25 protein-coding genes are annotated in these 23803 nt (G+C 68.3%); 10 read left to right on the top strand and 15 right to left on the bottom strand.

Annotation, left to right across the window (positions count from 1 at the left end):
- Window positions 1-88 precede the first annotated feature (88 nt).
- From BV908_RS00130 to BV908_RS00105, 6 genes are all read right to left on the bottom strand, one after another.
- Window positions 89-841 (bottom strand): amino acid ABC transporter ATP-binding protein, encoded by a 753-nt coding sequence (locus BV908_RS00130; protein ID WP_011803710.1) that lies wholly within the window; start codon window positions 839-841, stop codon window positions 89-91.
- Window positions 838-1620, bottom strand: a complete 783-nt coding sequence (locus tag BV908_RS00125) for an amino acid ABC transporter permease (protein WP_011803711.1) — start codon at window positions 1618-1620, stop codon at window positions 838-840. The genes BV908_RS00130 and BV908_RS00125 overlap by 4 nt, the downstream gene beginning before the upstream one ends.
- A 39-nt stretch (window positions 1621-1659) precedes the next feature.
- The gene (locus BV908_RS00120) at window positions 1660-2421 is read right to left on the bottom strand and encodes an ABC transporter substrate-binding protein (protein WP_012655337.1); all 762 of its coding nucleotides are present in this window, start codon (window positions 2419-2421) and stop codon (window positions 1660-1662) included.
- Between the two features lie 165 nt (window positions 2422-2586).
- Window positions 2587-3507 (bottom strand): arginase, encoded by a 921-nt coding sequence (gene rocF / locus BV908_RS00115; RefSeq protein ID WP_012655338.1) that lies wholly within the window; start codon window positions 3505-3507, stop codon window positions 2587-2589.
- Between the two features lie 37 nt (window positions 3508-3544).
- Window positions 3545-4303: a TSUP family transporter gene (locus tag BV908_RS00110; protein ID WP_012655339.1), complete on the bottom strand. Its 759-nt coding sequence runs from the start codon at window positions 4301-4303 to the stop codon at window positions 3545-3547.
- 299 nt (window positions 4304-4602) lie between these two features.
- Complete coding sequence (locus tag BV908_RS00105) at window positions 4603-6297, bottom strand: GMC family oxidoreductase N-terminal domain-containing protein (protein WP_041835849.1); 1695 nt, start codon at window positions 6295-6297, stop codon at window positions 4603-4605.
- A gap of 336 nt (window positions 6298-6633) precedes the next feature.
- Here BV908_RS00105 and BV908_RS00100 point away from each other — a divergent pair, with 336 nt between their 5' ends.
- The 8 genes from BV908_RS00100 to BV908_RS00065 all read left to right on the top strand — a co-directional run bounded on the left by BV908_RS00100 (window position 6634) and on the right by BV908_RS00065 (window position 13156).
- Complete coding sequence (locus BV908_RS00100) at window positions 6634-7752, top strand: ABC transporter permease (RefSeq protein ID WP_103736821.1); 1119 nt, start codon at window positions 6634-6636, stop codon at window positions 7750-7752.
- 2 nt (window positions 7753-7754) lie between these two features.
- Window positions 7755-8597 (top strand): ATP-binding cassette domain-containing protein, encoded by an 843-nt coding sequence (locus BV908_RS00095; protein ID WP_012655342.1) that lies wholly within the window; start codon window positions 7755-7757, stop codon window positions 8595-8597.
- Window positions 8597-9574, top strand: a complete 978-nt coding sequence (locus BV908_RS00090) for an MlaD family protein (protein ID WP_103736820.1) — start codon at window positions 8597-8599, stop codon at window positions 9572-9574. The genes BV908_RS00095 and BV908_RS00090 overlap by 1 nt, the downstream gene beginning before the upstream one ends.
- Window positions 9575-9591: 17 nt before the next feature.
- Complete coding sequence (locus tag BV908_RS00085; protein ID WP_011803719.1) at window positions 9592-10269, top strand: ABC-type transport auxiliary lipoprotein family protein; 678 nt, start codon at window positions 9592-9594, stop codon at window positions 10267-10269.
- Window positions 10270-10512: 243 nt separating this feature from the next.
- Window positions 10513-10728 carry a CsbD family protein gene (locus BV908_RS00080; RefSeq protein ID WP_088887846.1) on the top strand — a complete coding sequence of 72 codons (216 nt, stop codon included), beginning with the start codon at window positions 10513-10515 and terminating at the stop codon, window positions 10726-10728.
- A gap of 76 nt (window positions 10729-10804) precedes the next feature.
- A complete protein-coding gene (locus BV908_RS00075) occupies window positions 10805-11383 on the top strand; it encodes a hypothetical protein (RefSeq protein WP_012655346.1) in 579 nt (192 codons plus the stop codon).
- Between the two features lie 147 nt (window positions 11384-11530).
- Complete coding sequence (locus BV908_RS00070) at window positions 11531-12037, top strand: hemerythrin domain-containing protein (RefSeq protein WP_103736819.1); 507 nt, start codon at window positions 11531-11533, stop codon at window positions 12035-12037.
- 186 nt (window positions 12038-12223) lie between these two features.
- Window positions 12224-13156 (top strand): sensor domain-containing diguanylate cyclase, encoded by a 933-nt coding sequence (locus BV908_RS00065; protein ID WP_012655348.1) that lies wholly within the window; start codon window positions 12224-12226, stop codon window positions 13154-13156.
- A gap of 3 nt (window positions 13157-13159) precedes the next feature.
- Here BV908_RS00065 and BV908_RS00060 read toward each other — a convergent pair whose 3' ends face one another.
- Complete coding sequence (locus tag BV908_RS00060; RefSeq protein ID WP_011803724.1) at window positions 13160-13798, bottom strand: MarC family protein; 639 nt, start codon at window positions 13796-13798, stop codon at window positions 13160-13162.
- A complete protein-coding gene (locus BV908_RS00055) occupies window positions 13798-14544 on the bottom strand; it encodes an SDR family oxidoreductase (RefSeq protein ID WP_088887843.1) in 747 nt (248 codons plus the stop codon). Before BV908_RS00055 ends, BV908_RS00060 begins: the two co-directional genes overlap by 1 nt.
- A gap of 107 nt (window positions 14545-14651) precedes the next feature.
- Here BV908_RS00055 and BV908_RS00050 point away from each other — a divergent pair, with 107 nt between their 5' ends.
- Entirely contained in the window at window positions 14652-15341 is a 690-nt protein-coding gene (locus BV908_RS00050) for a dienelactone hydrolase family protein (RefSeq protein ID WP_011803726.1), read from the top strand.
- A gap of 87 nt (window positions 15342-15428) precedes the next feature.
- Here BV908_RS00050 and BV908_RS00045 read toward each other — a convergent pair whose 3' ends face one another.
- The 6 genes from BV908_RS00045 to BV908_RS22390 all read right to left on the bottom strand — a co-directional run bounded on the left by BV908_RS00045 (window position 15429) and on the right by BV908_RS22390 (window position 21833).
- Window positions 15429-17009 carry a DHA2 family efflux MFS transporter permease subunit gene (locus BV908_RS00045; RefSeq protein ID WP_103736818.1) on the bottom strand — a complete coding sequence of 527 codons (1581 nt, stop codon included), beginning with the start codon at window positions 17007-17009 and terminating at the stop codon, window positions 15429-15431.
- 10 nt (window positions 17010-17019) lie between these two features.
- Window positions 17020-18246 (bottom strand): efflux RND transporter periplasmic adaptor subunit, encoded by a 1227-nt coding sequence (locus tag BV908_RS00040; protein ID WP_103736817.1) that lies wholly within the window; start codon window positions 18244-18246, stop codon window positions 17020-17022.
- Window positions 18243-19709 (bottom strand): efflux transporter outer membrane subunit, encoded by a 1467-nt coding sequence (locus BV908_RS00035; RefSeq protein ID WP_103736816.1) that lies wholly within the window; start codon window positions 19707-19709, stop codon window positions 18243-18245. Before BV908_RS00035 ends, BV908_RS00040 begins: the two co-directional genes overlap by 4 nt.
- On the bottom strand, window positions 19706-20209 hold the full coding sequence (locus BV908_RS00030; RefSeq protein ID WP_103736815.1) for a MarR family transcriptional regulator: 504 nt from the start codon (window positions 20207-20209) through the stop codon (window positions 19706-19708). The genes BV908_RS00035 and BV908_RS00030 overlap by 4 nt, the downstream gene beginning before the upstream one ends.
- 72 nt (window positions 20210-20281) lie before the next feature.
- The gene (locus tag BV908_RS00025) at window positions 20282-21121 is read right to left on the bottom strand and encodes an IclR family transcriptional regulator (RefSeq protein WP_172751336.1); all 840 of its coding nucleotides are present in this window, start codon (window positions 21119-21121) and stop codon (window positions 20282-20284) included.
- A 37-nt stretch (window positions 21122-21158) separates the two neighbouring features.
- Window positions 21159-21833 (bottom strand): cupin domain-containing protein, encoded by a 675-nt coding sequence (locus tag BV908_RS22390; RefSeq protein WP_172751335.1) that lies wholly within the window; start codon window positions 21831-21833, stop codon window positions 21159-21161.
- A 260-nt stretch (window positions 21834-22093) separates the two neighbouring features.
- Here BV908_RS22390 and BV908_RS00015 point away from each other — a divergent pair, with 260 nt between their 5' ends.
- On the top strand, window positions 22094-22657 hold the full coding sequence (locus BV908_RS00015; RefSeq protein WP_246867414.1) for an MFS transporter: 564 nt from the start codon (window positions 22094-22096) through the stop codon (window positions 22655-22657).
- Here BV908_RS00015 and BV908_RS00010 read toward each other — a convergent pair.
- Window positions 22645-23610 carry an IS110 family transposase gene (locus BV908_RS00010; protein ID WP_078465000.1) on the bottom strand — a complete coding sequence of 322 codons (966 nt, stop codon included), beginning with the start codon at window positions 23608-23610 and terminating at the stop codon, window positions 22645-22647. The two genes, BV908_RS00015 and BV908_RS00010, sit on opposite strands and share 13 nt — an antisense overlap.
- Between the last annotated feature and the right edge of the window lie 193 nt (window positions 23611-23803).

Raw genomic sequence — 23803 nt, 5'->3', positions numbered from 1 at the left:
TTTCGATATGTTTTCATATCGAAACCAAAGTACATCAAGCGCTGGCAGCTATGGTTTTATAAGCGGCCGCACCGTGCCGCCCGGCGGGTCAGTGGCTCATGCGCCCGATGAAGGAGCGGATGCGGTCGTTGGCCGGGTTGGAGAAGAACTCGGCCGGCGGCGCATCGTGGGCAATGCAGCCCTGGTCGAAGAACATCACGCGGTCGGCCACCTCGCGCGCAAAGCCCATCTCGTGCGTGACCACGATCATCGTCATGCCGCCGCGCGCCAGCTCGCGCATCACGTCCAGCACCTCCTGCACCATCTCGGGATCGAGGGCACTGGTGGGCTCGTCGAACAGCATCACCTTCGGTGCCATGGCCAGCGCGCGCGCAATCGCCACGCGCTGCTGCTGGCCGCCCGACAACTGCCAGGGGTACTTGTGCGCATGGTCCTGCATGCCCACGCGCTTGAGCAGGGCCATGGCCTTGTCGTTGGCCTCGCGGCGCGACGTGTGGCGGATGCGGCGCGGCGCCAGCGTCACGTTGTCCAGCACCGTCATGTGGCCGAACAGGTTGAACTGCTGGAACACCATGCCCACCTCGCTGCGCTGCAGCTGCAGCGTGCGCGGGTCGTCGGTGACCTCCACGCCGTCGATGGTGATGCTGCCGCTGTCGTGCGGCTCCAGGCGGTTGATGGCGCGCAGCAGCGTGGACTTGCCCGAGCCCGAGGCGCCGATGATCACGGTGACCTCGCCCGTGCGGAACACGGTGGACACGCCCTTGAGCACCTCGTGGCTGCCGAAGGCCTTGCGCACGTCCTTGCACACGATGTAGGGATTGGCGGAAGCGGCGTGGCTCATTTCACACGCCCTTCGACGTCAAAGCGGTACTCGATGGCATGGGTGACCTGCGTCACCAGCGTGGTCAGGATCAGGTAGGTGATGGCCACCGTGGTCAGCGTGGCCACGGGCTGGAAGGTGGCGGACTGGATGCGGTTGCCCACGTTGGTCAGCTCCACCACGCCGATGGCGTAGGCGAGCGACGAGTCCTTGAGCAGCGCCACGAAGTTGCTCACCAGCGGCGGCAGCGCGATCTTGAAGGCCTGGGGGAACACGACGTCGAAGAACACGTGCGTGCGCGACAGGCCGAGCGCGCGCGCGGCCTCGGTCTGCCCGCGCGGCACGGCCAGCAGGCCGGCGCGGATGGCCTCGGCGTTGTAGGCGCCCACGTTCAGGCCCAGCGCCACCACGGCGGCGGCGAAGTCGGGCAGATTCAGGCCCGGCACCAGCACGGGCAGCGCGAAGTACACGAACAGGATCTGCACCAGCAGCGGCGTGCCGCGGATCGCCCAGATGTAGAAGCTGGCCACCCAGCGCAGCCAGGCCAGGCGCGAGGTGCGCGCCAGCGCCGCGGCGGTGCCCAGCAGCAGGCCCACGGTGCCGCTGACCAGCGTCAGGTACAGCGTGGTGAGCGCGCCTTCGGAGAAGAGCTCCGCGTTGGAGCCGATGGGCTCAGGAAAGAAGGAGAGGAACTGGCCGAGCAGGGCGAGGACCAGCGCCATCAACACCAAAGCCGCCACCAGCGTTGCATTGCTGCGCTGGGTGCGGCTCCAGTGTGCGGGCCAGAGAGCGAGAAGCATGGGCAAAGCGGGCCGGACCCGCAGGCCCGGCGCAGTCGGTTACTTGCAGGTGACGTCTTCTTGGAAGTACTTCTGGGAGATCTTGCCCACAGTGCCGTCGGCGATCGCTTCCTTCAGCGCCTTGTTCCAGGCGTCGGCCAGGCCCTGGTTGCCCTTGGAGACGGCAGAGGCCACCTGCTCCACGAACAGCATGTCGCCCGTGCGGAAGCCCGCCTTGGGCGCCTTGGCCAGCATTTCCTTGGCCACGAAGCGGTCGGTCACCCAGGCGTCCACACGCTTGGAAGCCAGGGCGTTGCGCGCGGCTTCGTCGGTGGGGAAGTTCTTCACGTCCTTCACGCCGGGCACCTTCTTCACGGCGTCCAGGTAGGTGGTGCCGGTCTGCACGGCGACCACCTTGCCATTCAGGTCGGCGGCCTTGGCCACCTCGGGCTTCATCGACACGATGATGCCGCCCGAGCAGTAGTGCGGCAGCGTGAAGGTCACGGCCTTGGAGCGCTCGTCGGTGATGGCGTGCGAGGCGATCACCAGGTCCCAGCGGTCCTGGGCCAGGCCGGTCAGCAGCGCGTCGAAGCCGACGGTCTTCCACTCGTACTTCAGGCCCATCTTCTTGACCACGGCCTCGGCCACTTCGATCTCGTAGCCCGTGAGCTGCTTGCCCTTGAAGAAGTTGAACGGCGCGTACTGCCCCTCGGAGCCGAGGATGATGGTGCCGCTCTTCTGGATTTCTTCCAGGGGACGCGCCTGCACGACAACGGCGGCGCACAGCGCCACAGCAGTGGCCAGGGTCTTGAACATCTTCATAGGGAGTTCCTGCTTGCTTCAGGTACAAAAAATCCGGCATTGCGGATCACAAGCCGGAAACCAACGCCTGCGCAAGAAGCCCGGGTAAGGGCGGCGTCACGAGGCGGTCACATTATAGAGAGCGGCCCCTGGTGCGCCGCATTGACGCAAACCCGGGGGCCAGGGTCATTGCGGGCGCATCAGCGTGGACTTGCCGAACAGGCTCTCCAGCAGGTCCACGGCCAGCTCGGCCGTCTGGTTGCGCACGTCCAGCGCGGGGTTCAGCTCCACCAGGTCCGCCGAGCCGAGCGCACCGCAGTCGGCCAGCATCTCCATGCACAGCTGGGTTTCGCGGTAGGTCGGGCCGCCGCGCACGCCGGTGCCCACGCCCGGGGCCACCGACGGGTCCAGGCAATCCATGTCGAAGCTCACGTGCAGGTGCGTGTCCTGGTCCACGTCGGCCAGCGCGGCCTGCATCACCGCGCGCATGCCCAGCTCGTCGATGGTGCGCATGTCGTACACCTCGATGCCGTGCTCGTTGACGAAGCGCTTCTCGGTGGCATCCACGCTGCGCACGCCGATCAGCGTGATCTGGCCGGACTGCAGCGCCGGCGGCGCATCGGGGCCGGCCAGGCGCGTGAGCTGCGCCGGGCCGTGGCCCAGCAGGCACGCCACAGGCATGCCGTGCAGGTTGCCGCTGGGGGAGGACTCGGGGGTGTTGGCGTCCGCGTGCGCGTCGAACCACAGCACCTTCAGCCGCCGCCCGCGCGCGCGGCAGTGCTGCGCCACGGCGCTGATGGAGCCGATGGCCAGGCAGTGGTCGCCGCCCATGAGCAGCGGCAGCTGGCCCGCCTGAAGCGCAGCGTGCGTGGCTTCGTACACCGCCCGGTTCCAGGCCGCGACCTCGGCCAGATGGCGAAAGCCGCTGGCGGGCTCGGCCTGCGGATTGCCGGGGCCGGCCAGGTTGCCCTGGTCGCGCACGTCGAAGCCGCGTGCCTGCATGGCCCGCGCGATGCCCGCGATGCGCAGCGCGTCGGGGCCCATGCTGGCGCCCAGCACGCTGGCGCCCACGTCGGTGGGGGCGCCGATCAGGGTCAGGGTCGTCATCGGGTCTCTCCTTGCCAGTGAATGCGGGTGGATCGGGTCAGCGCAGGAACGCGTCGTAGCCGGTCTTCAGGATCAGCATGCCCACCACCAGGATGAAGATGCCGCGCACGAAGCCCGCGCCGTGCTTCAGCGCCAGGTGGGCGCCGAGCAGGCTGCCCACCACGTTGGCCACGGCCAGCGGCAGCGCGAAGTGCCACCAGACATGGCCCTTGGCCGTGAACAGGATCAGCGCGGCCACGTTGGTGGCGAGGTTCAGCAGCTTGGCGGACACCGAAGCGTTCAGGAAATCGTAGCCCAGCACGCGCACGAAGAGAAACACGAAGAAACTGCCCGTGCCGGGGCCGAAGAAGCCGTCGTAGAAACCGATGGTCACGCCGATGGCGCAGGCCGCCAGGGTTTCACGCCCTGCAGCCAGGCGCGGCGCGTGGTGGCGCCCCAGGTCCTTGCGCGCCAGGGTGTAGATCAGCAGCGCCACCAGCACCAGCGGCAGCAGCTTGCGCAGGAAATCGGCGGAAATCAGCGTCACCACCCAGGCGCCGGCGAACGCGCCGACGAATCCCGCGAGCGCCGCCGGCAGCATGGCACGCCAGCGCATCTGCACGCGGCGGCTGTACTGCCACGTGGCGATGCCCGTGCCCCAGATGGCGGCACTCTTGTTGGTGCCCATCAGCGTGGCTGGCGGCGCGGTGGGAAACGTGGCGAACAGGGCGGGCAGCAGGATCAGGCCGCCCCCGCCGACGATTGCGTCCACGAAGCCGGCCAGCAGCGAGGCCAGCGAGACGATGATCCATTCCATGGGCGCGATTGTCGCACCGCTACCGCTACGGAATCAGTAGCTGCTTGCGCCCAACCTGCGGGCGCTGGGGCCACTTTTGCTGAAAGTCTTGACAAATAAAAAGGCACCCGGGTTGCGGGTGCCTTGTGAAGGGGCATCTCGTTGCGGATGCCTGATTGGATGGTTGATGTTCTTGTGTTAGGGCTGTTGTCTCCTCGGTCCCCTCGGTTGGCGTGCCGAGGCGCGCTTCGAGTGCATGGACTGTAATAAAACGCACCCCGGTGGTGCATTGGTGGTTTCCCGCACCTGCTGCCACTGGTTCAAACTGGGGCACGCGCCTCGCTGCGAATCCATTGGGCGGCCATCTCGGCCATCATCAGCGTGGGTGCATTGGTATTGCCGCTGGTGATGGTGGGCATGGCGCCCGCGTCCACCACGCGCAGGCCGGCCACCACGCCGCCGCGGCCGTCGCGCACGCGCAGGCGCGCATCCAGCACGGCCTGCGGATCGTCCAGCCGGCCCATGCGCGTAGTGCCCACGGGGTGGAAGATGGTGGTGGCGATATCGCCCGCCAGCCGGGCGAGGTCTTCGTCGCTCTGGTACTGCGGGCCGGGCTTGTATTCCTCGGGCTGGTAGGGAGCCAGCGCGGGCTGGGCCACGATGCGGCGCGTGACGCGCAGACTGTCGGCGGCCACCTGGCGGTCCTCGGGCGTGGACAGGTAGTTGGGAGCGATGGCCGGCGCGGTGCGGAAGTCCGGGCTCTTGATCTGGATGGTTCCGCGGCTGGTGGGGTTCAGGTTGCACACGCTGGCCGTGAAGGCCGGGAAGCGGTGCAGCGGCTCGCCGAAGGCCTCCAGCGACAGGGGCTGCACGTGGTACTCAAGGTTGGGGTGCGGCAGGTCCGGCTGGCTGCGTGTGAAGGCGCCCAGTTGCGACGGCGCCATGCTCATCGGACCGCTGCGCTTGAAGGCGTATTCCAGTCCGATCCTGGCCTTGCCCAGCAGGTTGCCCGCCAGCATGTTCAACGTGGGCACGCCCTGCACCTTGTACACGGCGCGGATCTGCAGGTGGTCCTGCAGGTTGGCGCCCACGCCGGGCAGGTCGGCCTGTATGTCGATACCGTGCCGCTGCAGCAACGCGCCGGGGCCGATGCCCGAGAGCTGCAGAATCTGTGGCGAGTTCACCGCGCCGGCGCTCAGGATCACCTCCTGCTGCGCGTGGGCCGTGACCATCTCCTCGCCGGTCCACACCTGCACGCCGGTGCAGCGCAGGCTGCCGTCCGGCTGACGGTCGAGTACCAGGCGCGTCACCTGGGCCGAGGTCCACATCTCGAAATTGGGCCGCCCGTAGCAGGTGGGGCGCAGGAAGGCCTTGGCCGTGTTCCAGCGCCAGCCGTTCTTCTGGTTGACCTCGAAATAGCCCACGCCCTCGTTGGTGCCGCGGTTGAAGTCGTCGGTGGCGGGAATGCCGGCCTGCTGCGCGGCCTGGGCGAAGGCGTCGAGGATGTCCCAGCGCAGGCGTTGCTTTTCCACGCGCCACTCGCCCGAGCTGCCCGTGGACTTGCTGCCGTGCAGGCGCTTGAAGTTCTCGTTCACGCCCTCGGGCTGGTCCAGGCGCCAGTGGTCCTCGTGGCGGCGAAAGGCCGGCAGCACGTTGTCCCAGCGCCAGGCGTCGTCGCCCGTGATCTGGGCCCACTGGTCGTAGTCGCGCGCCTGGCCGCGCATGTAGATCATGCCGTTGATGCTGCTGCAGCCGCCCAGCACCTTGCCGCGCGGGTAGCGCAGGCTGCGGCCGTTCAGGCCGGTGTCGGCCTCAGTGTGATAGAGCCAGTCGGTGCGCGGGTTGCCGATGCAATACAGGTAGCCCACGGGAATGTGGATCCAGTGGTAGTCGTCCCTGCGGCCGGCCTCCACGAGCAGCACACGGTTCTTGGGGTCTGCGCTGAGCCGGTTGGCCAGCAGGGCGCCGGCGGTGCCGCCGCCGATGATGATGTAGTCGAAAGTGGTGTCGCTCATGGATGCCGATCGCACGTCAGGGAAGGAGCGCAACGCGCCAGCGCCGGGGCTGCCGCAGTGCAGCAATCGATTGTGCGATTCGGCACTCGGGTGTCGAGAGGGAAACCCCGCTGCGCTACGCTTTTTGATAGTGGCAGCGCGCGCTGCGGGTGCGTCGCGGCCGGTTTTTGATGTTTTTTCAAGCGCCGGCGGGCCTCGCTTTTGCCACGCGCCAATTCTGTGGAATGATGCGCCGCGTCAGCCCCGTGCGCGGCGCGGCCGCCGGAATATGCAAAACTGCGGGCGCCGCCAGTGGCGCCGGCGCCAGCCGGTCGCCCGGCCTCTTTCCCGACCACCATGCCCGTCACCCACCCTCCATCGGTCGTGCAGGACCACGCTGCCAGGCCCCTTGCCCAGCCGCAAGGCGACTGGGTGGCCGCGGCCTTTGCCGACCGCCGGGCCTGGCGGCGGGTGGCGGCGCAGCTCAAGGACTGCGGTCCCGGCGTTGCCTGGAGCCTGCAAGGCGTGCAGCGTCTGGACCACGTGGGCGCGCAGATCCTGTGGAACCACTGGGGCCGCGCCTGGCCCGAGCAGCTGGAACTGACCGAGAACCAGCGTGAGATGCTGGAGCGCGTGGCGCAGTACACCACCCCCTGCGAGCCCCCTGCGCCTTGGCGCCTGGGCGACCAGGTGGACCGCCTGGGTGTGATGGTGCTGCACGCGCTGGACCATGTGCGCCATCTGGTGATACTGGTGGGCCAGCTGGTGCTGGACGTGCTGCGCCTGCTGCGCAACCCGCGGCGCGGGCCCTGGCGCGACATCTCGGGCCACCTGTACCGCATGGGCGCCACGGCGCTGCCCATTACGGCGCTGGTGGGTTTCCTGATCGGCGTGGTGCTGGCCTATCTCATGTCGCTGCAGTTGCGGCAGTTCGGCGCCGAAGCGTTTATCGTGAACATCCTGGGCATCTCGCTGATCCGCGAGCTGGGGCCCATGCTGGGCGCCATCCTCGTGGCGGGGCGATCGGGCTCGGCCATCACCGCGCAGATCGGCGTGATGCGCGTCACCGAGGAGCTGGACGCCATGCGCGTCATGGGCATACCGCACGGTTTTCGCCTGGTGATGCCGCGTGCGCTGGCGCTGGCGCTGGCCATGCCCCTGGTGGCCCTGTGGACCACGCTGGCGGCGCTGGCGGGCGGCATGCTGGCTGCGGACCTGACCATGGGCATCTCGTCGGCCTACTTCGCGCAGGCCCTGCCTGCCGCCGTGAATGTGTCCAACCTGTGGCTGGCGATGTCCAAGTCGGTGGTGTTCGGCGTGTTCATCGCGCTCATCGGCTGCCACTGGGGGCTGCGCGTCAAGCCCAACACCCAGAGCCTGGGCGAAGGCACCACCGCCTCGGTGGTGAGCGCCATCACCATGGTGATCATCGTGGACGCGCTGTTCGCCGTCGCCTTCAAGAACGTGGGTTTCTAGCCATGGATGCCACCCGCCCCGCCGCAGACGCCGACACCCGGGCCGTGGTTGAGCCGCCGGTGGTGGACATCCGCGGCCTGGCCACGGTGTTCGGCCGGGGTGACGAAGCGTTCACGGTGCACGACGACCTGCAGCTCACCGTGCAGCGCGGCGAGATCCTCTCGCTCGTGGGAGGCTCGGGCACCGGCAAGACGGTGTTGCTGCGCCACATCCTGGGGCTCACGCGGCCCACACGCGGCAGCGTGGAGGTGCTGGGCCGCTCGGCGGCTGAGCTGGTCGGCGGCGAGCGCGCCAGCAGCCGCGTGGGCATGCTGTTCCAGCACGGGGCGCTGTTCTCGGCCTTCAACGTGCTGGACAACATTGCTTTCGCGCTGCGCGAGCTGGGCACGCTGCCGCCCGCGCTGGTCAACGACGCGGCCATGGTCAAGCTGCGCCTGGCGGGGCTCAAGCCCGAGCACGCCACGCGCATGCCGGCGGACCTCTCGGGCGGCATGATCAAGCGCGTGGCCCTGGCGCGCGCGCTCATCATGGACCCGCCGCTGCTGCTGCTGGACGAGCCCACGGCGGGGCTGGACCCGAGCAGTTCCGACGAGTTCTGCGCGCTGCTGCGCGAGCTGCATGCGGCGCTGGGCCTCACGGTGATCATGGTCACGCACGACCTGGATACCCTGTACGCCCTGTCCACGCGCGTGGCCGTGCTGGCCGACCGGCGCGTCATCGTCACCGGCACGCCGCAGGAGGTCGCGCGCTTCGACCATCCCTTCATTCACCACTTTTTTCTCGGAGAACGCGGCCGCCGTGCCATGGCCCAGCCGCCCGCCGCCTCTTCGTCCAAGGAAGCCTGATGGAAAACAAGTCCCATGCCCTGGCCGCAGGCATTTTCGTGATCGCCGTGGCGGCGCTGCTGGCCGGCCTCGGCATGTGGCTCACGCGCGACCAGACCGATTACCAGCTCTACGAGTTGTCCAGCAAGGACAGCGTGAGCGGCCTGCAGCCCCAGGCAGCCGTGCGCTACAAGGGCGTGGCCGTAGGCAAGGTCACGCACATCGGTTTTGACCCGCAGGTCGCGGGCAACGTGCTGATCCGTATCGCCGTGAATGCGGACGCACCCATCAGCCCCACCACCTTCGCCACGCTGGGCTACCAGGGCGTGACGGGCCTGGCCCATGTGCAGCTGGACGACGCGGAGGCGCCGCTGCCCGCGCCGCCGCCGGGCGCCAGCGGGCTGCCGCGCCTGCCGCTGCACAGCTCCTCGTTCAGCCAACTGGCCGAGCAGGGCCCGGCCATCCTGGGCCAGGTGCAGGAGGCCACGCAGCGCATCAACACCCTGCTGGGCGACGAGAACCAGCAGCGCTTTTCCACGGCACTGAAGCAGTTGGGCGACGCGGCGGGCAGCATCGACCAGCTCGCGCGCCGCCTGGACAACACCGTGACCACCCGGCTGGACCCTGCGCTGGCGGGCGTGCCGCCGCTGGTGCAGGACACGCAGCAGACCCTGCAGGCGCTGCGCCAGGCGGGCAGCAGCGCGGCCACGGCCGCCAACGACGTCAGCCAGGCCATCCGCACGCTGCAGGCCGAGGGCGGCGCGCTCGACGAGATCGCCGCGGGCGCCAAGTCGCTGGCCGGCGCGGCCGACCGCTTCGGCCGCGTCACGCTGCCGCGCATCAACCATGCGGCCGACGAGACCGCGCGCGCCGCGCGCCGCCTGGGCCGCACGGCCTCGGGCATCAACGACAACCCGCAGTCGCTCATCTACGGGCCCGGTCGCTCGGCCGCGGGACCGGGCGAGCCCGGTTTCACCGCCCCCGCAGCACAGCAATGACACATCGCAAGGATCCTATGATGACTATCAAAAAGATAGCTGCTAGCGCTTATCAGATAAGCGCTAAGGCCATATTTTGCTTAGCATCCCTGGCCCTGGTGGCGGGCTGCTCCATCCTCCCCGAGCCGCCGGTGCGCGCCGATGTGTACGACTTCGGCCCCGGTCCCTTGCAGGCGCCGGGCCCCGCGGCCAGCGCGCCGCTGCCCCCGATCGCGCTGGCCGAGGTGACCGCCACGGGCCTGCCCGAGGGCAGCACCGCGCTGCTGTACCGGCTGGCCTATACCAACGCCCAGCAACTGCGCCCCTACACCCAGGCGCGCTGGAGCCTGCCACCCGCCGTGCTGCTGCACCAGGCGGTGCGCGAGCGCCTGGGCCAGCGCCGCGCGGTGCTCTCTGGCGACGACGGCATGGCCGTGTTGCTGGAGCGCGGCCGCATGCCCAGCGTGCTGCGCCTGGAGCTGGAGGAGTTCAGCCATGTGTTCGGCGCGCCCCAGGCGAGCGCCGGCCTGGTGCGTGTGCGCGCCGTGCTGGCCGACGCGAGCACCGCGGGTGAGACGCTGGTCGCGCAGCGGGTGTTCGTGGCGCGGCGCGATGCCGCCACGCCCGATGCCGCCGGCGGCGCCAAGGCCCTGGCCGATGCGGCGGCCCAGGTGGCCGAGGAGCTGGCCGCATGGGTGGAGCAGTCCGGCCGCTGAGCGCCTGCGCCCTTCCCACCCCCAGAGACATGCTGCGCATGTCTCTTTTTTTGCCTGCCGCGCACCGGCGACGGGGCGGAGGCCTACATGCCGCTGTCGCCCTGGGCTGACGCGGCTTGCGTGCGCGCACCGACGCGCTGCCGCCGGGCACCTGCCTAGAGTCCATTCATCGCCTCGCAATGCCCGGCGCTGTACAGGGGCCAGGCAGGCGATCCCTCAACAACCGCTACAGGAGAGTGACGTATGAACGAAGACCGCATTGAAGGCAACTGGAAGCAGTTCAAGGGCAAAGTGAAGGAGCAATGGGGCAAGCTGACCGACGACGACCTGGACGTCATCGCCGGCAAGCGCGACCAGCTGCTGGGCAAGCTGCAGGAGCGCCACGGGCTGGCCCGGGACGCAGCCGAGGAACAGCTCAAGGGCTGGGAACAGCGCAACCCCGACTTCCGCTACGACTGACGCAACGCGCCGCAGGGGCACGACTCGCGCGCCCTGCGGGATCCAATTTCCATCACATTCATCTGGAGGACATTCCATGAAAAACGCACGCAATCTGCTGGCCCTGGCGGCCGCTGCCCTGATGGCCACTTCGGGCATGGCCATGACCAAGGAGGAATACAACGCCGGCAAGGACCGCATCGGCGCTGACTACAAGGCCGCCAAGGCGCAGTGCGACACCCTGCAGGGCAACGCCAAGGACGTCTGCATGAAGGAGGCCAAGGGCCGCGAGAAGGTGGCCAAGGCCGAGTTGGAAGCCCAGTACAAGCCCAGCGACAAGGCCACCTACAACGTGAACGAGGCCCGTGCCGACGCTGACTATGAAGTGGCCAAGGAAAAATGCGACGACCAGAAGGGCGACGCCAAGGACATTTGCGTGAAGGACGCCAAGGCCGCCCATGTGGCCGCCAAGGAAAATGCCAAGGTGCAGCGCGCGCAGGCCAAGCCCGCCGACTCCACCGCCGAGAAGCGCGCCGATGTCGCAGAGGCCAAGAAGGACGCCGCAGAGGCCCAGCGCGAAGCCAACTACAAGGCCGCCAAGGAGCGCTGCGACACCATGAGCGGTGACGCCAAGGACAAGTGCGTGGCCGATGCCAAGCGCACCCACGGCCAATAAACCGGCAAATATGTGCAGCCCCGCCTCTGGCGGGGCTTTTTTTGTCCCCACGAGCGGCACCGACATGACATGTGTCAATACCGCCGGTGGCGGTTTTTCTTAAGCTCGCGCCGCTTCACAACGCCGCACAGGAAGGAAAGACCGCCCATGGCCGCATTGCAATGGTCCGAGGAACTTGCACTGGATCTGCCGCAGATGGACCACACGCACCAGGAATTCGTGGCACTGCTGCAGGCCGTGGAGAGCGCCGATGACGTGGCGCTCATCGGTGCCTGGGAAGACCTGGTGGCGCACACCGACGCCCACTTCGCCCAGGAGGACCGCTGGATGCAGGCCACCCGCTTTGCCGCGGGCAACTGCCACAGCACGCAGCACCAGGTGGTGCTCAAGATCATGCGCGAGGGCACCGACCGCGCGCGCCAGGGCGAGCTGCATGTCCTGCGCGAGATGGCTGCAGAGCTGGCCGTATGGTTTCCCCAGCATACGGACGCCATGGACGCGTCCCTCGCCCAGCACCTGCGCCGCGTGGGCTTCGACCCCGCCACGGGCAGCGTGCAGACGCCGGGCGCGCTGCCCGACGATCTGATCCACGGCTGCGGTGGGGCCTGCTCTTCGGGTGACGACACCCCCGCTCAGCCCGCCGCCGTGGCCTGAACGATCGGCCGGCTCAACAGAACTGCAAAACTGGGGCGGTGCGGCGCCGCGCCGGGTGCGTGTGGCGCTTGGCGCTTGGCGACAGGTTGTGCCGGAGTGGCGCGGCGTGGCGTCCCGCGCCCGCCACGGCCGCTGTCGCGTCGCCCTGCTAAGCTTGCTGCGTTTTCACGGCCAGCCGGAGCCCCCATGACGCCGCATGAACCACCCGAAAGCGCGCTTTATCGCACCCTGCTCGAATCCACGCGCGCCATTCCGTGGAAGATCGACTGGGCCACGGCGACCTTTGCCTACATCGGGCCGCAGATCGAGGACCTGCTGGGCTGGGCGCCCACCAGCTGGCGCACCGTGCAGGATTGGGCCGACCGCATGCACCCCGACGACCGGGACCGGGTGGTCAACTTCTGCATTTCGCAATCCCAGTCGGGCGTGGACCACGAGGCGGACTACCGCGCGCTCACCACAGGCGGGGATTACGTGTGGATCCGCGACGTGGTGCATGTGGTGCGCGACTTGCAGGGCAATGTGGTGTCGCTCGTGGGCTTCATGTTCGACATCACCGAGCGCAAGCAGAACGAGCACCAGTTGCTGCAACTGCAGCAGGAGCTGCAGGAACTGTCATTCCGCGACGGGCTCACGGGTGTGAACAACCGCCGCAAGTTCGACGCGGTGTACGAGCGCGAATGGCAGGAGGCGCAGCGCACCGGAGAGCCGCTGTCGCTGCTGATGTTCGACGTGGATTTCTTCAAGAGCTACAACGACCAGTACGGCCACGTGGAGGGCGACGAGTGCCTGCGGCGCGTGGCCCGCGCGCTGCAGCAGGCCGCCCACCGCCCGCGCGACTGCCTGGCGCGCTACGGGGGCGAGGAGTTCGTGCTGCTGCTGCCCGGCGCGGATGCATCTTCCGCGCGCGCGGTGGCGCAGCGCTGCATGCAGGAGGTGGCCCACGCCGGTATCGTCCATGCGGCTTCGCCCCTGGGCCAGCAGCTCACGGTGAGCGTGGGCATGGGCACGGCTCTGCCCGGCACGCAGGATGACTCCAAGCGGTTCCTGGAAACGGTGGACCGCTGCCTTTACCGTGCCAAGCACGCGGGGCGCAACCGCATCGAGGCCACGGCCTGACCGCTATGAACGCGCGGCCAGCACCGGGAACAGCTTGCTCAGCCCGTCGGCCATCACCTCCACGGCCAGCGCCGCGAGGATCAGCCCCATGAGCCGCGTCATCACGTTGATGCCCGTCTTGCCGAGCACGCGCTCGATGGGCTCGGCCAGTGCAAAGCACAGCGCCGTGGCCGCGCCCACCACCACGCCGTAGCCCACCAGCGCCAGGTGCTGCCAGATGCTCTGCGCGCGGTCGGCGTAGATCACCACGGTGGACATGGCCGCCGGCCCCGTGAGCAGCGGGATGGTCAGCGGCACCACGGCGATGCTGCTGCCCGCGGCCGCCTTCTCGGCGCCCTGCTCCAGCTCGTGGGTGTGCGGCTTGGCCTCGGCCGGCTGCGCATTGAGCATGTTCATGGCGCTGATCAGCAGCAGCATGCCCCCGCCCACCTGGAAGCTCTGCAGCGAGATGTTGAAGAAGTCCAGGATCTGCAGACCGACAAGCGCGCAGGCCGCGATCACGCAAAACGCGCTGAACGCCGCCACCTGGACGGTGCGCCGGCGCTGCGCGGCGTTGAAACCGCTGGTGTAGTGGATGAAGAACGGCACGATGGCCAATGGATTCACGATGGCCAGCAGCGTGATGAGCGGCTTCAAGTCCATCAGCGGCCCCCGGCAATGTCCATGAGCGTGGCCGAGGTGTAGCTGGCCGCGTCCGACATCAGCCACACGATGGCCTCGGCCACTTCCTCGGGCGTGCCGCCGCGCCCCATGGGCACCTGGCCTGCCAGGTCGCGCACGCGGTGGGGCAGGCCGCCGCTGGCGTGGATATCGGTGTCGATCAGGCCGGGGCGCACGGCATTCACGCGGATGCCCTCGCCGCCCACCTCGTGCGCCAGGCCTATGGTGAGCGTGTCCAGCGCGCCCTTGGACGCCGCATAGTCCACGTACTGATGGGGTGCACCCAGCCGGGCCGCGATGCTGGACACGTTGACGATGCTGCCACCGGCACCGCCATGGCGCGTGCTCATGCGCAGCACCGCCTCGCGCACGCAGTAGAAGGCGCCCAGCACGTTGATGCTGAACATGCGCCGCAGGCGCTCGCCGTGCATCTCGTCCACGCGGGCAGGGCGGTCCACCACGCCCGCGTTGTTCACCAGTGCCGTGAGGCGCCCCAGGCGGTGGTCCACGGTCTCGAACAGAGTCACTACGTCGGCCTCCACCGCCACATCGGCCTGCACCGCGATGGCGCGCCCGCCCGCGGCCTCGATCTGGCGCACCACGCCGTTCGCGGCTTCGGCGTGGCGCAGGTAGTTGATGGCCACGGCCCAGCCGCGCTGCGCGGCCAGTACGGCGGCGGCAGCGCCGATGCCCCGGCTGCCGCCGGTGATCAGAACAATCTTGTCCATGTACGGGTGACTCCTGCAAGAATGGCGCATTGGAACAGGTTTGCGGCGCTGACGCGTATCGTCCACGCGCCTGCATTCCCTTCGCTCAACGCCTCAGGAGACACGACATGGGACAGTGGGTGGACCTTACCGCCAGCGACGGATTCACGGCCCCCGCCTGGGTGGCGCGCACCGACGGCGCGCCGCGCGGCGCGGTGGTGGTGCTGCAGGAGATCTTCGGCGTCAACGCCCACATCCGCGCCGTGACCGACCGGCTGGCCATGCGCGGCTACCTGGCGGTGGCGCCGTCCACCTTCGCGCGGGTGCAAAAGGGCGTGGACCTGGGCTACAGCGATGCCGACATGAAGGCCGGCCGGGCACTCAAGGCCGCCGTGGAGGGGTTGCCCGCGCCGGGCGTGATGCCCGACATCCAGGCCGCCATCGACTATGCCGCGCGGCACAGCGACTGCAAGGTCGGCGTGGTGGGCTTTTGCTGGGGCGGGCTGCTCACCTGGCGCGCGGCCTGCATGCTGCAGGGGCTGTCCGCGGCCGTGCCCTACTACGGCGGCGGCATGACCACGCCCGCCGAGGTGGCGCGCCAGCCGCGCGTGCCGGTGCTGGCGCACTTTGGAGAGCGCGACCAGTGGATCCCGCTGGACAGCGTGCAGGCCTTTGCCCGCGCGCACCCCGAGGCGCAGGTGCACGTGTACGCGGCGGACCACGGCTTCAACTGTGACCAGCGCGCCAGCTACGACGAGGCCGCCGCCATGACCGCGCGCGACCGCACGCTCGCCTTCCTGGCACGGCACGTCGGCTGAAATTTATAGAGAAAATCACTGCTAGCGCCCACCTGGTAAGCGCTAGCAGCTAGATTATTGATAGCGTTTTCGCATCGACATCGCCGCTCAATGCGCACCGGCCGCGGCGTCGGCGCTGCCGCTGGCAGCGCGCGTGGGGTGGGCCAGCCACACCAGCGGGATCAGCAGCAGGAACAGCAGGGCCGAGGCATAGAAGATGTCGTTGGCCGCGAGCATGAAGGCCTGCTGGTTCACCAGCCGCTCCACCTGGGCCAGTGCCTGCTCGGGCGTGAGACCCCCGGCCTGCAGGCCCTGCAGCGCCTGCGTGAAAGGCAGGTGGCCCTGGTGCAGGCCTTCGGTCAGCTGGGCATGGTGCAGGCTGGCGCGCCGCTCCCACAGCGTGGTGGTGACGGACGTACCCACCGCGCCGGCCGTGATGCGCATGAAGTTCGACAGCCCCGAGGCCGCCGGGATGCGGTCGGGCGCAATGCCCGACAGCGTGATCGTGACCAGCGGGATGAAGAAGAACGCCATCGCCACGCCCTGGATGATGGTGGGCACCATGATGGTGGCGAGGTCTGCCTGGGTGTTGAAATTGGAGCGCATCCACAGCACCAGCGCAAACACCAGGAAGGCCAGCGTGGCAAAGCGGCGCGGGTCCACCTTGGCGATGTTCTTGCCCACCAGGGGCGACAGCACCATGGCCAGCAGCCCCACGGGCGCCATCACCTCGCCGGCCTGCGTGGCGGTGTAGCCCATGTACTGCTGCAGCCACAGCGGCAGCAGCACCACGTTGCCGAAGAACAGGCCGTAGCCCACGGAGGTGGCCAGCGCACCGGCCCAGAAATTGCGGATGCGAAACAGCGCCAGGTCCACCACGGGGTGGTCCTCGCCGCGCTCCCAGATCAGGAAGGCCACGAAGCCGATGGCCGCCACCAGCGCGCAGGCCACGACCCAGGGCGACTCGAACCAGTCGTGCTCCTTGCCGATGTCCAGCATGACCTGCATGGCACCCACCCAGATCACGAGCAGCGCGAGGCCGATGGAGTCGATGGGCAGCGCGCGCCGCTCGGTCTCGCGCTGGTGGAAGATGCCCCAGGTGACCACCACGGCTGCAATGCCCACGGGCACGTTGATGTAGAAGATCCACGGCCAGGTCATGTTGTCGGTGATCCAACCGCCCAGCAGCGGCCCCAGCACCGGCGCGATCAGCGTGGTCATGGACCACATGGCCATCGCCAGGCCAGCCAGCGCCTTGGGGTAGCTCGACAGCAGCAGCGCCTGCGACAGCGGAATCATCGGCCCGGCGACAAAGCCCTGCAGCACGCGCGCCGCGATCAAGAGCGGCATGCTCGGCGCCATGCCGCACAGGAACGAGGCGGCGACGAACAGCAGCACGCTGATCACGAACAGGCGCACCTGCCCGAAGCGCTGCGCGAGCCAGCCGGTGAGCGGCACCGAGATCGCGTTGGCCACGGCAAAGCTGGTGATCACCCAGGTGCCCTGGTTGGGGCTGACCCCCAGGTCGCCGGCAATGGCCGGCAGCGACACGTTGGCGATCGACGTGTCCAGCACGTTCATGAAGGTGGCGGCCGACAGGGCCAGGGTGCCCCAGGCGCGTGCGCTGCCGGTCAGCGGCGCGGGCTGCTGTGCGCCTTGTGGGGGCGGGGGGCTGGCGGGAGCGGTCATGGGCGCGGGCTCACTTGCCTATATTCGCGGCGATGATGCGCGCCACCTCGGCCTCCGCGCCCTGATCCAGCGACTCGTACACAGCCGTCTGGGCCACCGGCTGCGCGCGCGCGGCGCTGGAGAGCTCGGCGCCGCTGCGATCCTTGGTGTCCACCGTCACCTCCATGGACAGGCCCACGCGCAGCGGGTGCTGCTCCAGCTGCGCGGCATCCAGCGCGATGCGAACCGGCACGCGCTGCACCACCTTGATCCAGTTGCCGCTGGCGTTCTGCGGCGGCAAGAGCGCAAAGGCCGCGCCCGTGCCCACGCCCAGGCCGATCACGCGGCCCTGGTATTCGACCTTGCCGCCGTACAGGTCGGCGGTCAGCCTGGCCGGCTGGCCCAGGCGCAGGTGGCGCAGCTGGTTTTCCTTGAAGTTGGCGTCCACCCAGACCTCGTGCAGCGGCACCACCGCCATCAGCGGCGCACCGGCGGCCACGCGCTGGCCCAGCTGCACGCTGCGCCGCGCCACATAGCCATCCACCGGGGCCGGCAGGGTGGTGCGGCGGCTGGCCAGATAGGCCTCGCGCAGGCGCGCGGCGGCGGCCAGCACGCTGGGGTGCTGGGCCACGGCCACGCCCTGGGTCAGCGCCTGGTTGCTGGCCAGCTGTTCGCGCGCGGCGGCCACGCCGGCCTGGGCCGCGGCCAGCTGCGTGCGCGCTGTGGTGAGCTGGCTTTGCGTGTGCTGCAGCTCCTCCTTGGACACGGCGCCGTCGCCGGTCAGCAGCTGGCGCCGGCGCAGGTCGTCCTGGGCGCGCGTGATGTCGGCCTGGGCGCGATCCACGTCGGCCTCGCGCAGGCGCACCTGGGCCGCCAGCGTGGCGTTGTTGGCGTAGAGCTGGCGCACCTGGCGCACGGTCTGGGCCAGGTTTGCCTCGGCCTGCTGCAGGGCCACGCGCGTGTCGGCCGGATCCAGGCGCACCAGTGCGGCGCCGGCATGCACGCGATCGTTGTCGTCGGCCAGGATGGACATCACCGTGCCGCCGGTCTGGGGCGTGATCTGGATCACGTTGCCCTGCACGTAGGCGTTGTCGGTGTATTCCTCGTGGCTGGCCACCAGCCAGTCGTACAGGCCGAAGGCAATGGCTCCGATGACCACGATGCCCGCCAGAGTGAGCAGGGCCTTGCGGCGCTTGGCCTTGGCGGAGCTGGCGTGGGCGGCGGCATGCTCGGCGGGGGTGGGGTGCTGGTGGGTCATGGTGTGTTCTTGTGATTTGTGGGGTTCGGGGCGCTGGCCACGGGCCGGGCCGGGGCATAGCCGCCGCCCAGGGCGCGCATCAGCGCCACCTGGTTATCCAGGCGCCGCGCGGCCAGATCCACGGCCTGGCGGCGCTGGGCCAGCACCTGGGTCTCGGCCGACAGCACCTGCAGGTAGTTGCCCAGGCCGGCCTCGTAGCGGCGTTGGGCGATGCTGTAGGCGTCCTCGGCGGCGGCGCCGGCCTGGCGCTGCTCGGCGATCTGGCGCGCAATGGCGCCGCTGCTGGCGAGCTGGTCGGCGGCGTCATGCACGGCGTCGAGCAGCGCGGTGTTGTAGCTCTCCACGGCTGCATCCAGGTCGGCGGCCCGCCCGCGCAGGTTGGCGCGCAGACGGCCCGAGTCGAAGATCGGCAGGCGCAGCGCCGGGCCCACGCCCCATTCGCGGCTGCTGCCTTCCATGAAGCGATCGAGCTGGATGCTGGACAGGCCCACGAAGGCCGTCAGGCTCACGTTGGGGTAGAACTGCGCGCGCGCCACGGCCATGTCCTGGGTGGCGGCTGCTACGCGCCAGCGCGCCGCCGCCACGTCGGGCCGGCGGCCCAGCAGGTCGGCCGGCAGCGCTGTTGGTATTACTATGTTGTTGATAGCTTCCAGCGCTTGTGTATCAAGCGTTAAAGCCACATTTGGCTCTGCAATCAGGGCGCCCAGGGCGTTGCGCGTGAGGGCCTGCTGCTCGCGCAGCGCCTCGATCTGCTGGCGCGTTTCGGGCAGCGCGCCCTCGCTCTGGCGCAGCTCCAGGCGCGTGTCCAGGCCGGCATGCACGCGGCCCTGCACCAGGCGCAGCAGCTCGCTGCGCTGCGCCAGCTGGCGCTCGGCCACGGCCAGCTGGGCCTGCAGGCGCGCCAGCTGAAGGTAGGTTTGCGCCACGCGGCTGGCCAGCAGCAGGCGCGCGGCCTGGGCGTCGGCCTGGGCGGCCTCGGCCTGGCCCAGCGAGGCCTGCAGTGCGGCCTGGTTCTTGCCAAAGAAGTCGAGTTCCCAGTTGCCCGTCAGGCGCGCCGTCTCCGAGCCTATGGTGGCGCCGGCCACGCCGGGCGGGTACAGGCCGTTGCTGCTGTAGCGCTGGCGCGAGGCGTCCAGGCTGGCGTCCAGGCGCGGGCCCTGGGCCGAGCGGGCAGTGTCGGCAAAGGCCTGGGCGCGGGCGAGGCGCGCCTGGGCCTGCTTCAGGCCCGGGTTGTCGGCCAGCGCCTGGGCTATGAGCGCGTCCAGCTGCGGGTCGCCAAAGCCGCGCCACCAGTCATCGGGTGCCTCGAAATGCGCGCCGGCGGGCAGGCCCAGCGTGCCCGGCTCGCGCAGCTGCGCCTGCGGGGCGATGCCGGACATGTCGGCGCAGCCGGCGAGCGCGGCCAGCGTTAGCAGCACCGCGCACAGCGGGCCGGTGCGCCGGTGGGGAGGGGCTTGGGTCATGGTGGGTCGGTGTCGGGTGTGGGGTCGGCCAGGGCCTGCGCATTGGCGTGCAGGCGCGCCAGGTAGTCGCGCAGCTGGGCTTCTTCCTGGGCGCTGAAGCCCTGCAGCAGCTGCTGCTGTACGCCGCCCAGGATGATGGGCAGCTGGGCCGCCGCGGCGTGGCCTTCGGGTGTGAGGGCGATGTGCACCACGCGCCGATCCGCCTGCGAGCGCTCGCGCCGGCACAGGCCCTTGGATTCCAGCCGGTCGAGCAGCCGCGTCAGGCCGCCCGCATCCGCATGGCAGTCGCGCGCCAGCGCGGCGGTGGTGCCGGGCGTGCCCAGCAGCAGGCGCAGCAGGGGCTTCCACTGCGCGTTGGTCAGCCCCAGCGGCTCCATGCGGCGATCGACCTCGCTGCCCAGCAGCGCGGTGATGCGCCGCAGCTGAAGGCCGATGCTGCGCTCTGGCTCGAAGGGCGAGGGCGACAGCGGATCGTTCGGCGGGCTGGGGTGTGGACTCATGGCCGCCGATAATCATTGACTAGACAATAGTTGTCAAGTCAATTTATCTCGGCTACAGGCCACACATTGCGGCTAGGCGCCATTGGTTGTTGCCGGTGCGCCGAGCAGTTCCGAAACCTTGGCGGCTGCGGCCTTCAGGGCGGACACCGTCGCAGGGTTGGCCTGTGCAGGCAGAAAGTGGATCGAGCCGACCACGGCCATCGAGCCAAAGAGATCGCCGCTCCTGAGAAATATCGGAGCCGCCAACGCATTGACGCCCATGAAAACTTCTTCGGGTGCCTCGGCCCACCCGCGCTTTCTGACCATTTCGATCTCGGCGCGCAATCGGTCGTGGTCGACGATGGTGTGCGGAGTACAGGCCACCAGCGGCGCAGCCAACACCCGCATGAACTGCATTGGGTTGCCGAAGGCCAGGACGATCTTGCCTTGCGCCACGGTGTGCAACTTGTATTCGGTGCCAGGGTTCAGCAAGATTTGGAGCGGACTGCGGCCGCGAACCAGGTCGAGCACGACGACGCGGTCGTCGGTAAACGTGGTGATGACAATGGTCTGTCCGATCTTGTCGCGGAGTTCCTCCATCACCGGGCGCGCCAGACCGACCGCGTCGAACTGCCGTACCAGCCGCTGGCCGAGCAGGAACAGTCGCCAGCCGATCTTGTAGCGGCTGGAGCGTGGGTTCTGGGTGACATATCCCTCCTGGCGCAACGATGCGAGGTGCCTATGCACACGGGCCTTGGGCATTCCCAGTGCCTCGGCCAGTTGCGTGACGCCTAGCTCGGCGTTCGCCTCCGCCATGATTTCGAGGATGCGCAGCGAGACCACAGAGGTCGAGGAGCTGGCCGTGCTGTCCGCAGCCAGGTCGTCAGAGGGAGCACCCGAAGGTGGTGGTTGCGAAGGGGGTGAAGCTTTCATGCTTTGGAATCCTCGAGGGGCGGGGCGATCCCAGACTCTAGTTGAGTTGAAGGAAGCGTTCGCCAAAGACGTGGTAGCGCTGGGTGTTGGCCTTGCCCGCATCTTCTGCCCGAACAAGGCGGAACGAGCTGCGGCCGCGGCAAGCCTGGGGCAGGATAAAGCAACGGATGAAGGTGGTTGCCCTTGCCGGTGTCGTCGGCGCGAGGACTGGCGCATGGCCCAGTTCGAACCAGGCATCCCCAGGAGCATGCACATGCGTCTGGCCCTCGGTCTCAATGGTGATCTCGCCTTCCAGGCAGCACCGGATGCCGGGGCCTTGGTGCACGTGAGTCAGCGCTACGCCTCCCGGCGGAAACTGCACCTTGTCGCAACGCATGAGCCAGGGCATTGCTTCGTCGAGTTCGATCACCTGCTCGAGCTTGCACTCCGAGCGCGATGCCGGTGCCGAGCGCAGCACGCCTGGCTTCGCCTCGCCGCGCAACGACTGGAGCTCCCAGCGCCACAGGATCAAGTCCGACTCACCAGCCAGGACAGTCGCCTGGCCATCGCCTAGCCAAGCCGAGCCTTCGACGACGTGCTGCGCACCCGTCGCGAACTCGATCGTCACGTCGCCTTTTACGACATAGACGGCACGTGCCAATGATGGCAGGTAGATCGGTGCGTGATGCGCCGGCACGCGGTCTTCGAACAAACGCAAGTTGAACTGTGGCATGAGATCTCCTATGGATAAGAAAGATGTGTAGTATCGATAAACGATACAAAGATGTCTATTAATGGTTTTTACTAAGAGTGATCAGGAGAAAATTCGATAAAGTCTCGATGTAAGACGCGAATGTTTCTGTAGTCGATACACAAGAGGATGAAGTCATGGGTGCAATAACGATGTCAAGCGAGGCGGGGCAGGATGCTCGCTGGTATGTGGGCCGGACGCCCCAGCAGTGGCGAGCGTTCGCCTCGTCCTACATAGGCTGGATGCTGGACATCATGGACTTGATGCTGTTCGCGATGATGATCAAGTACATCAGCGCGGATCTCTCGTTTGACAAAGGTATGGCGGGTGTGATCGCGTCCATGACCTTGCTGGCGACTGCAGTAGGTGGCCTGGTGTTCGGCTTCCTGGCAGACCGCATCGGACGCACTCGTTCGATGGTGCTGAGCATCCTTTGCTATTCGCTGGGCACTGCCCTGTGCGGCTTTTCGCAGACCGTCACGCAGTTATTGATCTTCCGCTTCATCCTCGGCTTGGGTGTCGGTGGTGAATGGTCGGCCGGCGCGGCGCTGATCACCGAGAGCTGGCCCGCCCAGCATCGCGGCAAGGTGATGGCCTGGGTGCAAAGCGCCTTCGCACTCGGCTATGCACTGGCGGCGCTCGTCGCGGCCATCGTGCTGCCGCTATTCGGCTGGCGCTGGGTTTTTGCCGTGGGCCTGCTGCCCGCGTTGTTTGCATTCTGGGTGCGCCGCCACACCGAAGAATCGGAAATTTGGGTGCAGCAAAAGCAGCGTCTGAGTAACCGTCTTCGAAGTCAAGCGCAATGAAGCGACTTGTCCCAAGGTTTTCCAGTGCGCACCATGGCGTTGAGCGTGGTGAGCAACTTGCGCATGCAAGCGACCAGGGCGACCTTGGGCAACTTGCCAGCGGCCTTCAGACGCTCGTAGAAGGCCTTGATGGCCGGGTTGTAGCGGGTGGCCGTGAGCGTTGCCATGTACAGCACGCGGCGGATCTCGAAGCGCCCGCCTTGTACGCGCCGCCTGCCCTTGCTGCCGCCGGAGTCATTGGCCATGGGCGCCACGCCCACCAATGCAGCGATCTCGCGCCGGTTCAGCCGGCCCAGCTCTGGCAGCTCGGCAATCATCGTGGCACTGGCCACCGGGCCGACTCCCGCAGCCGACTGCAGCAGCGTGTCGAGCTCCCCAAAGTGCTCGCGCACATGCGTGACCATCTGCTCTTCGATCTCATCGAGCTGCGCCTTGATCGCCGCCTCGATGGCCTCGATGCTGGCGTGCAGCTTCTTGGGCGTGATCTGCAGCCGTTGGCGCTCCGAATGGAGCATGGTCAGCAACTGGCGCCTGCGCGTGACCAGGGCCGCGAGCCACTGCTGGCGCTCATCGGCCAGGGGGCGCAAGAAGCGCTGCAGATCGTCGCGGCGCAGCAGCACCGCTGCCAGCTCGGCCAGCGTGCGCGCATCCACCGCGTCGGTCTTGGCCAGGCGTCCCATGGATTTGGCGAAGTCGCGCGCCTGGCGCGGGTTGATGACCGCCACGGGCAGGCCTGTGGCCTGCAGGGCACACGCTAACGCGGCCTCGTAGCCGCCGGTGGCCTCCATCACCACCAGACCCACGTCCAGGGGCTGCAGGGCAGCCGCCAGCGCCGAGTGGCCTTCGGCATCGTTGTCAAACCGCTGGGCGCTGCTCTTGGCACCCAGCACACAGACATCCACGTGCGCCTTGGCCACGTCGATGCCCACCGTCACTGAGGTAACAGACATGATCTTCAGATCCCTTGCTTGTGCATGCGCGCTCAATCAAGGCGCGCGTAACCGTTCGGGCTTCACGAAGACCAGCGCGGCGGCCATGCGTTCTGTACTCAGTCACGGGCTCTATCACCCCAGCGCCTACCAAACTGCACGGGCCGGTCTGGCCGCCTCAACGGCGTTCAGACTCTACCGCGCTGGTCTGGTTTAA

It is taken from the genome of Diaphorobacter sp. LR2014-1 (genome assembly GCF_002916785.1).
Lineage (GTDB): Bacteria > Pseudomonadota > Gammaproteobacteria > Burkholderiales > Burkholderiaceae_C > Diaphorobacter > Diaphorobacter nitroreducens.
This window is presented reverse-complemented; position numbering and strand designations above follow the sequence as displayed.

Bases quoted from the DNA above. Each gene is read 5' to 3' on its own strand.
- BV908_RS00120 (WP_012655337.1), bottom strand. From the start codon at position 2,421: ATGAAGATGTTCAAGACCCTGGCCACTGCTGTGGCGCTGTGCGCCGCC.
- BV908_RS00080 (WP_088887846.1), top strand. From the start codon at position 10,513: ATGAACGAAGACCGCATTGAAGGCAACTGGAAGCAGTTCAAGGGCAAA.
- BV908_RS00050 (WP_011803726.1), top strand. From the start codon at position 14,652: ATGGGACAGTGGGTGGACCTTACCGCCAGCGACGGATTCACGGCCCCC.
- BV908_RS00045 (WP_103736818.1), bottom strand. From the start codon at position 17,009: ATGACCGCTCCCGCCAGCCCCCCGCCCCCACAAGGCGCACAGCAGCCC.
- BV908_RS00085 (WP_011803719.1), top strand. From the start codon at position 9,592: ATGATGACTATCAAAAAGATAGCTGCTAGCGCTTATCAGATAAGCGCT.
- BV908_RS00030 (WP_103736815.1), bottom strand. From the start codon at position 20,209: ATGAGTCCACACCCCAGCCCGCCGAACGATCCGCTGTCGCCCTCGCCC.
- BV908_RS00055 (WP_088887843.1), bottom strand. From the start codon at position 14,544: ATGGACAAGATTGTTCTGATCACCGGCGGCAGCCGGGGCATCGGCGCT.
- BV908_RS00025 (WP_172751336.1), bottom strand. From the start codon at position 21,121: ATGAAAGCTTCACCCCCTTCGCAACCACCACCTTCGGGTGCTCCCTCT.
- BV908_RS00075 (WP_012655346.1), top strand. From the start codon at position 10,805: ATGAAAAACGCACGCAATCTGCTGGCCCTGGCGGCCGCTGCCCTGATG.
- BV908_RS00040 (WP_103736817.1), bottom strand. From the start codon at position 18,246: ATGACCCACCAGCACCCCACCCCCGCCGAGCATGCCGCCGCCCACGCC.
- BV908_RS00105 (WP_041835849.1), bottom strand. From the start codon at position 6,297: ATGAGCGACACCACTTTCGACTACATCATCATCGGCGGCGGCACCGCC.
- BV908_RS00130 (WP_011803710.1), bottom strand. From the start codon at position 841: ATGAGCCACGCCGCTTCCGCCAATCCCTACATCGTGTGCAAGGACGTG.
- BV908_RS00110 (WP_012655339.1), bottom strand. From the start codon at position 4,303: ATGGAATGGATCATCGTCTCGCTGGCCTCGCTGCTGGCCGGCTTCGTG.
- BV908_RS00095 (WP_012655342.1), top strand. From the start codon at position 7,755: ATGGATGCCACCCGCCCCGCCGCAGACGCCGACACCCGGGCCGTGGTT.
- BV908_RS00035 (WP_103736816.1), bottom strand. From the start codon at position 19,709: ATGACCCAAGCCCCTCCCCACCGGCGCACCGGCCCGCTGTGCGCGGTG.
- BV908_RS00090 (WP_103736820.1), top strand. From the start codon at position 8,597: ATGGAAAACAAGTCCCATGCCCTGGCCGCAGGCATTTTCGTGATCGCC.
- BV908_RS00125 (WP_011803711.1), bottom strand. From the start codon at position 1,620: ATGCTTCTCGCTCTCTGGCCCGCACACTGGAGCCGCACCCAGCGCAGC.
- BV908_RS00100 (WP_103736821.1), top strand. From the start codon at position 6,634: ATGCCCGTCACCCACCCTCCATCGGTCGTGCAGGACCACGCTGCCAGG.
- BV908_RS00015 (WP_246867414.1), top strand. From the start codon at position 22,094: ATGCTGGACATCATGGACTTGATGCTGTTCGCGATGATGATCAAGTAC.
- BV908_RS22390 (WP_172751335.1), bottom strand. From the start codon at position 21,833: ATGCCACAGTTCAACTTGCGTTTGTTCGAAGACCGCGTGCCGGCGCAT.
- BV908_RS00070 (WP_103736819.1), top strand. From the start codon at position 11,531: ATGGCCGCATTGCAATGGTCCGAGGAACTTGCACTGGATCTGCCGCAG.
- BV908_RS00060 (WP_011803724.1), bottom strand. From the start codon at position 13,798: ATGGACTTGAAGCCGCTCATCACGCTGCTGGCCATCGTGAATCCATTG.
- BV908_RS00065 (WP_012655348.1), top strand. From the start codon at position 12,224: ATGACGCCGCATGAACCACCCGAAAGCGCGCTTTATCGCACCCTGCTC.
- rocF (WP_012655338.1), bottom strand. From the start codon at position 3,507: ATGACGACCCTGACCCTGATCGGCGCCCCCACCGACGTGGGCGCCAGC.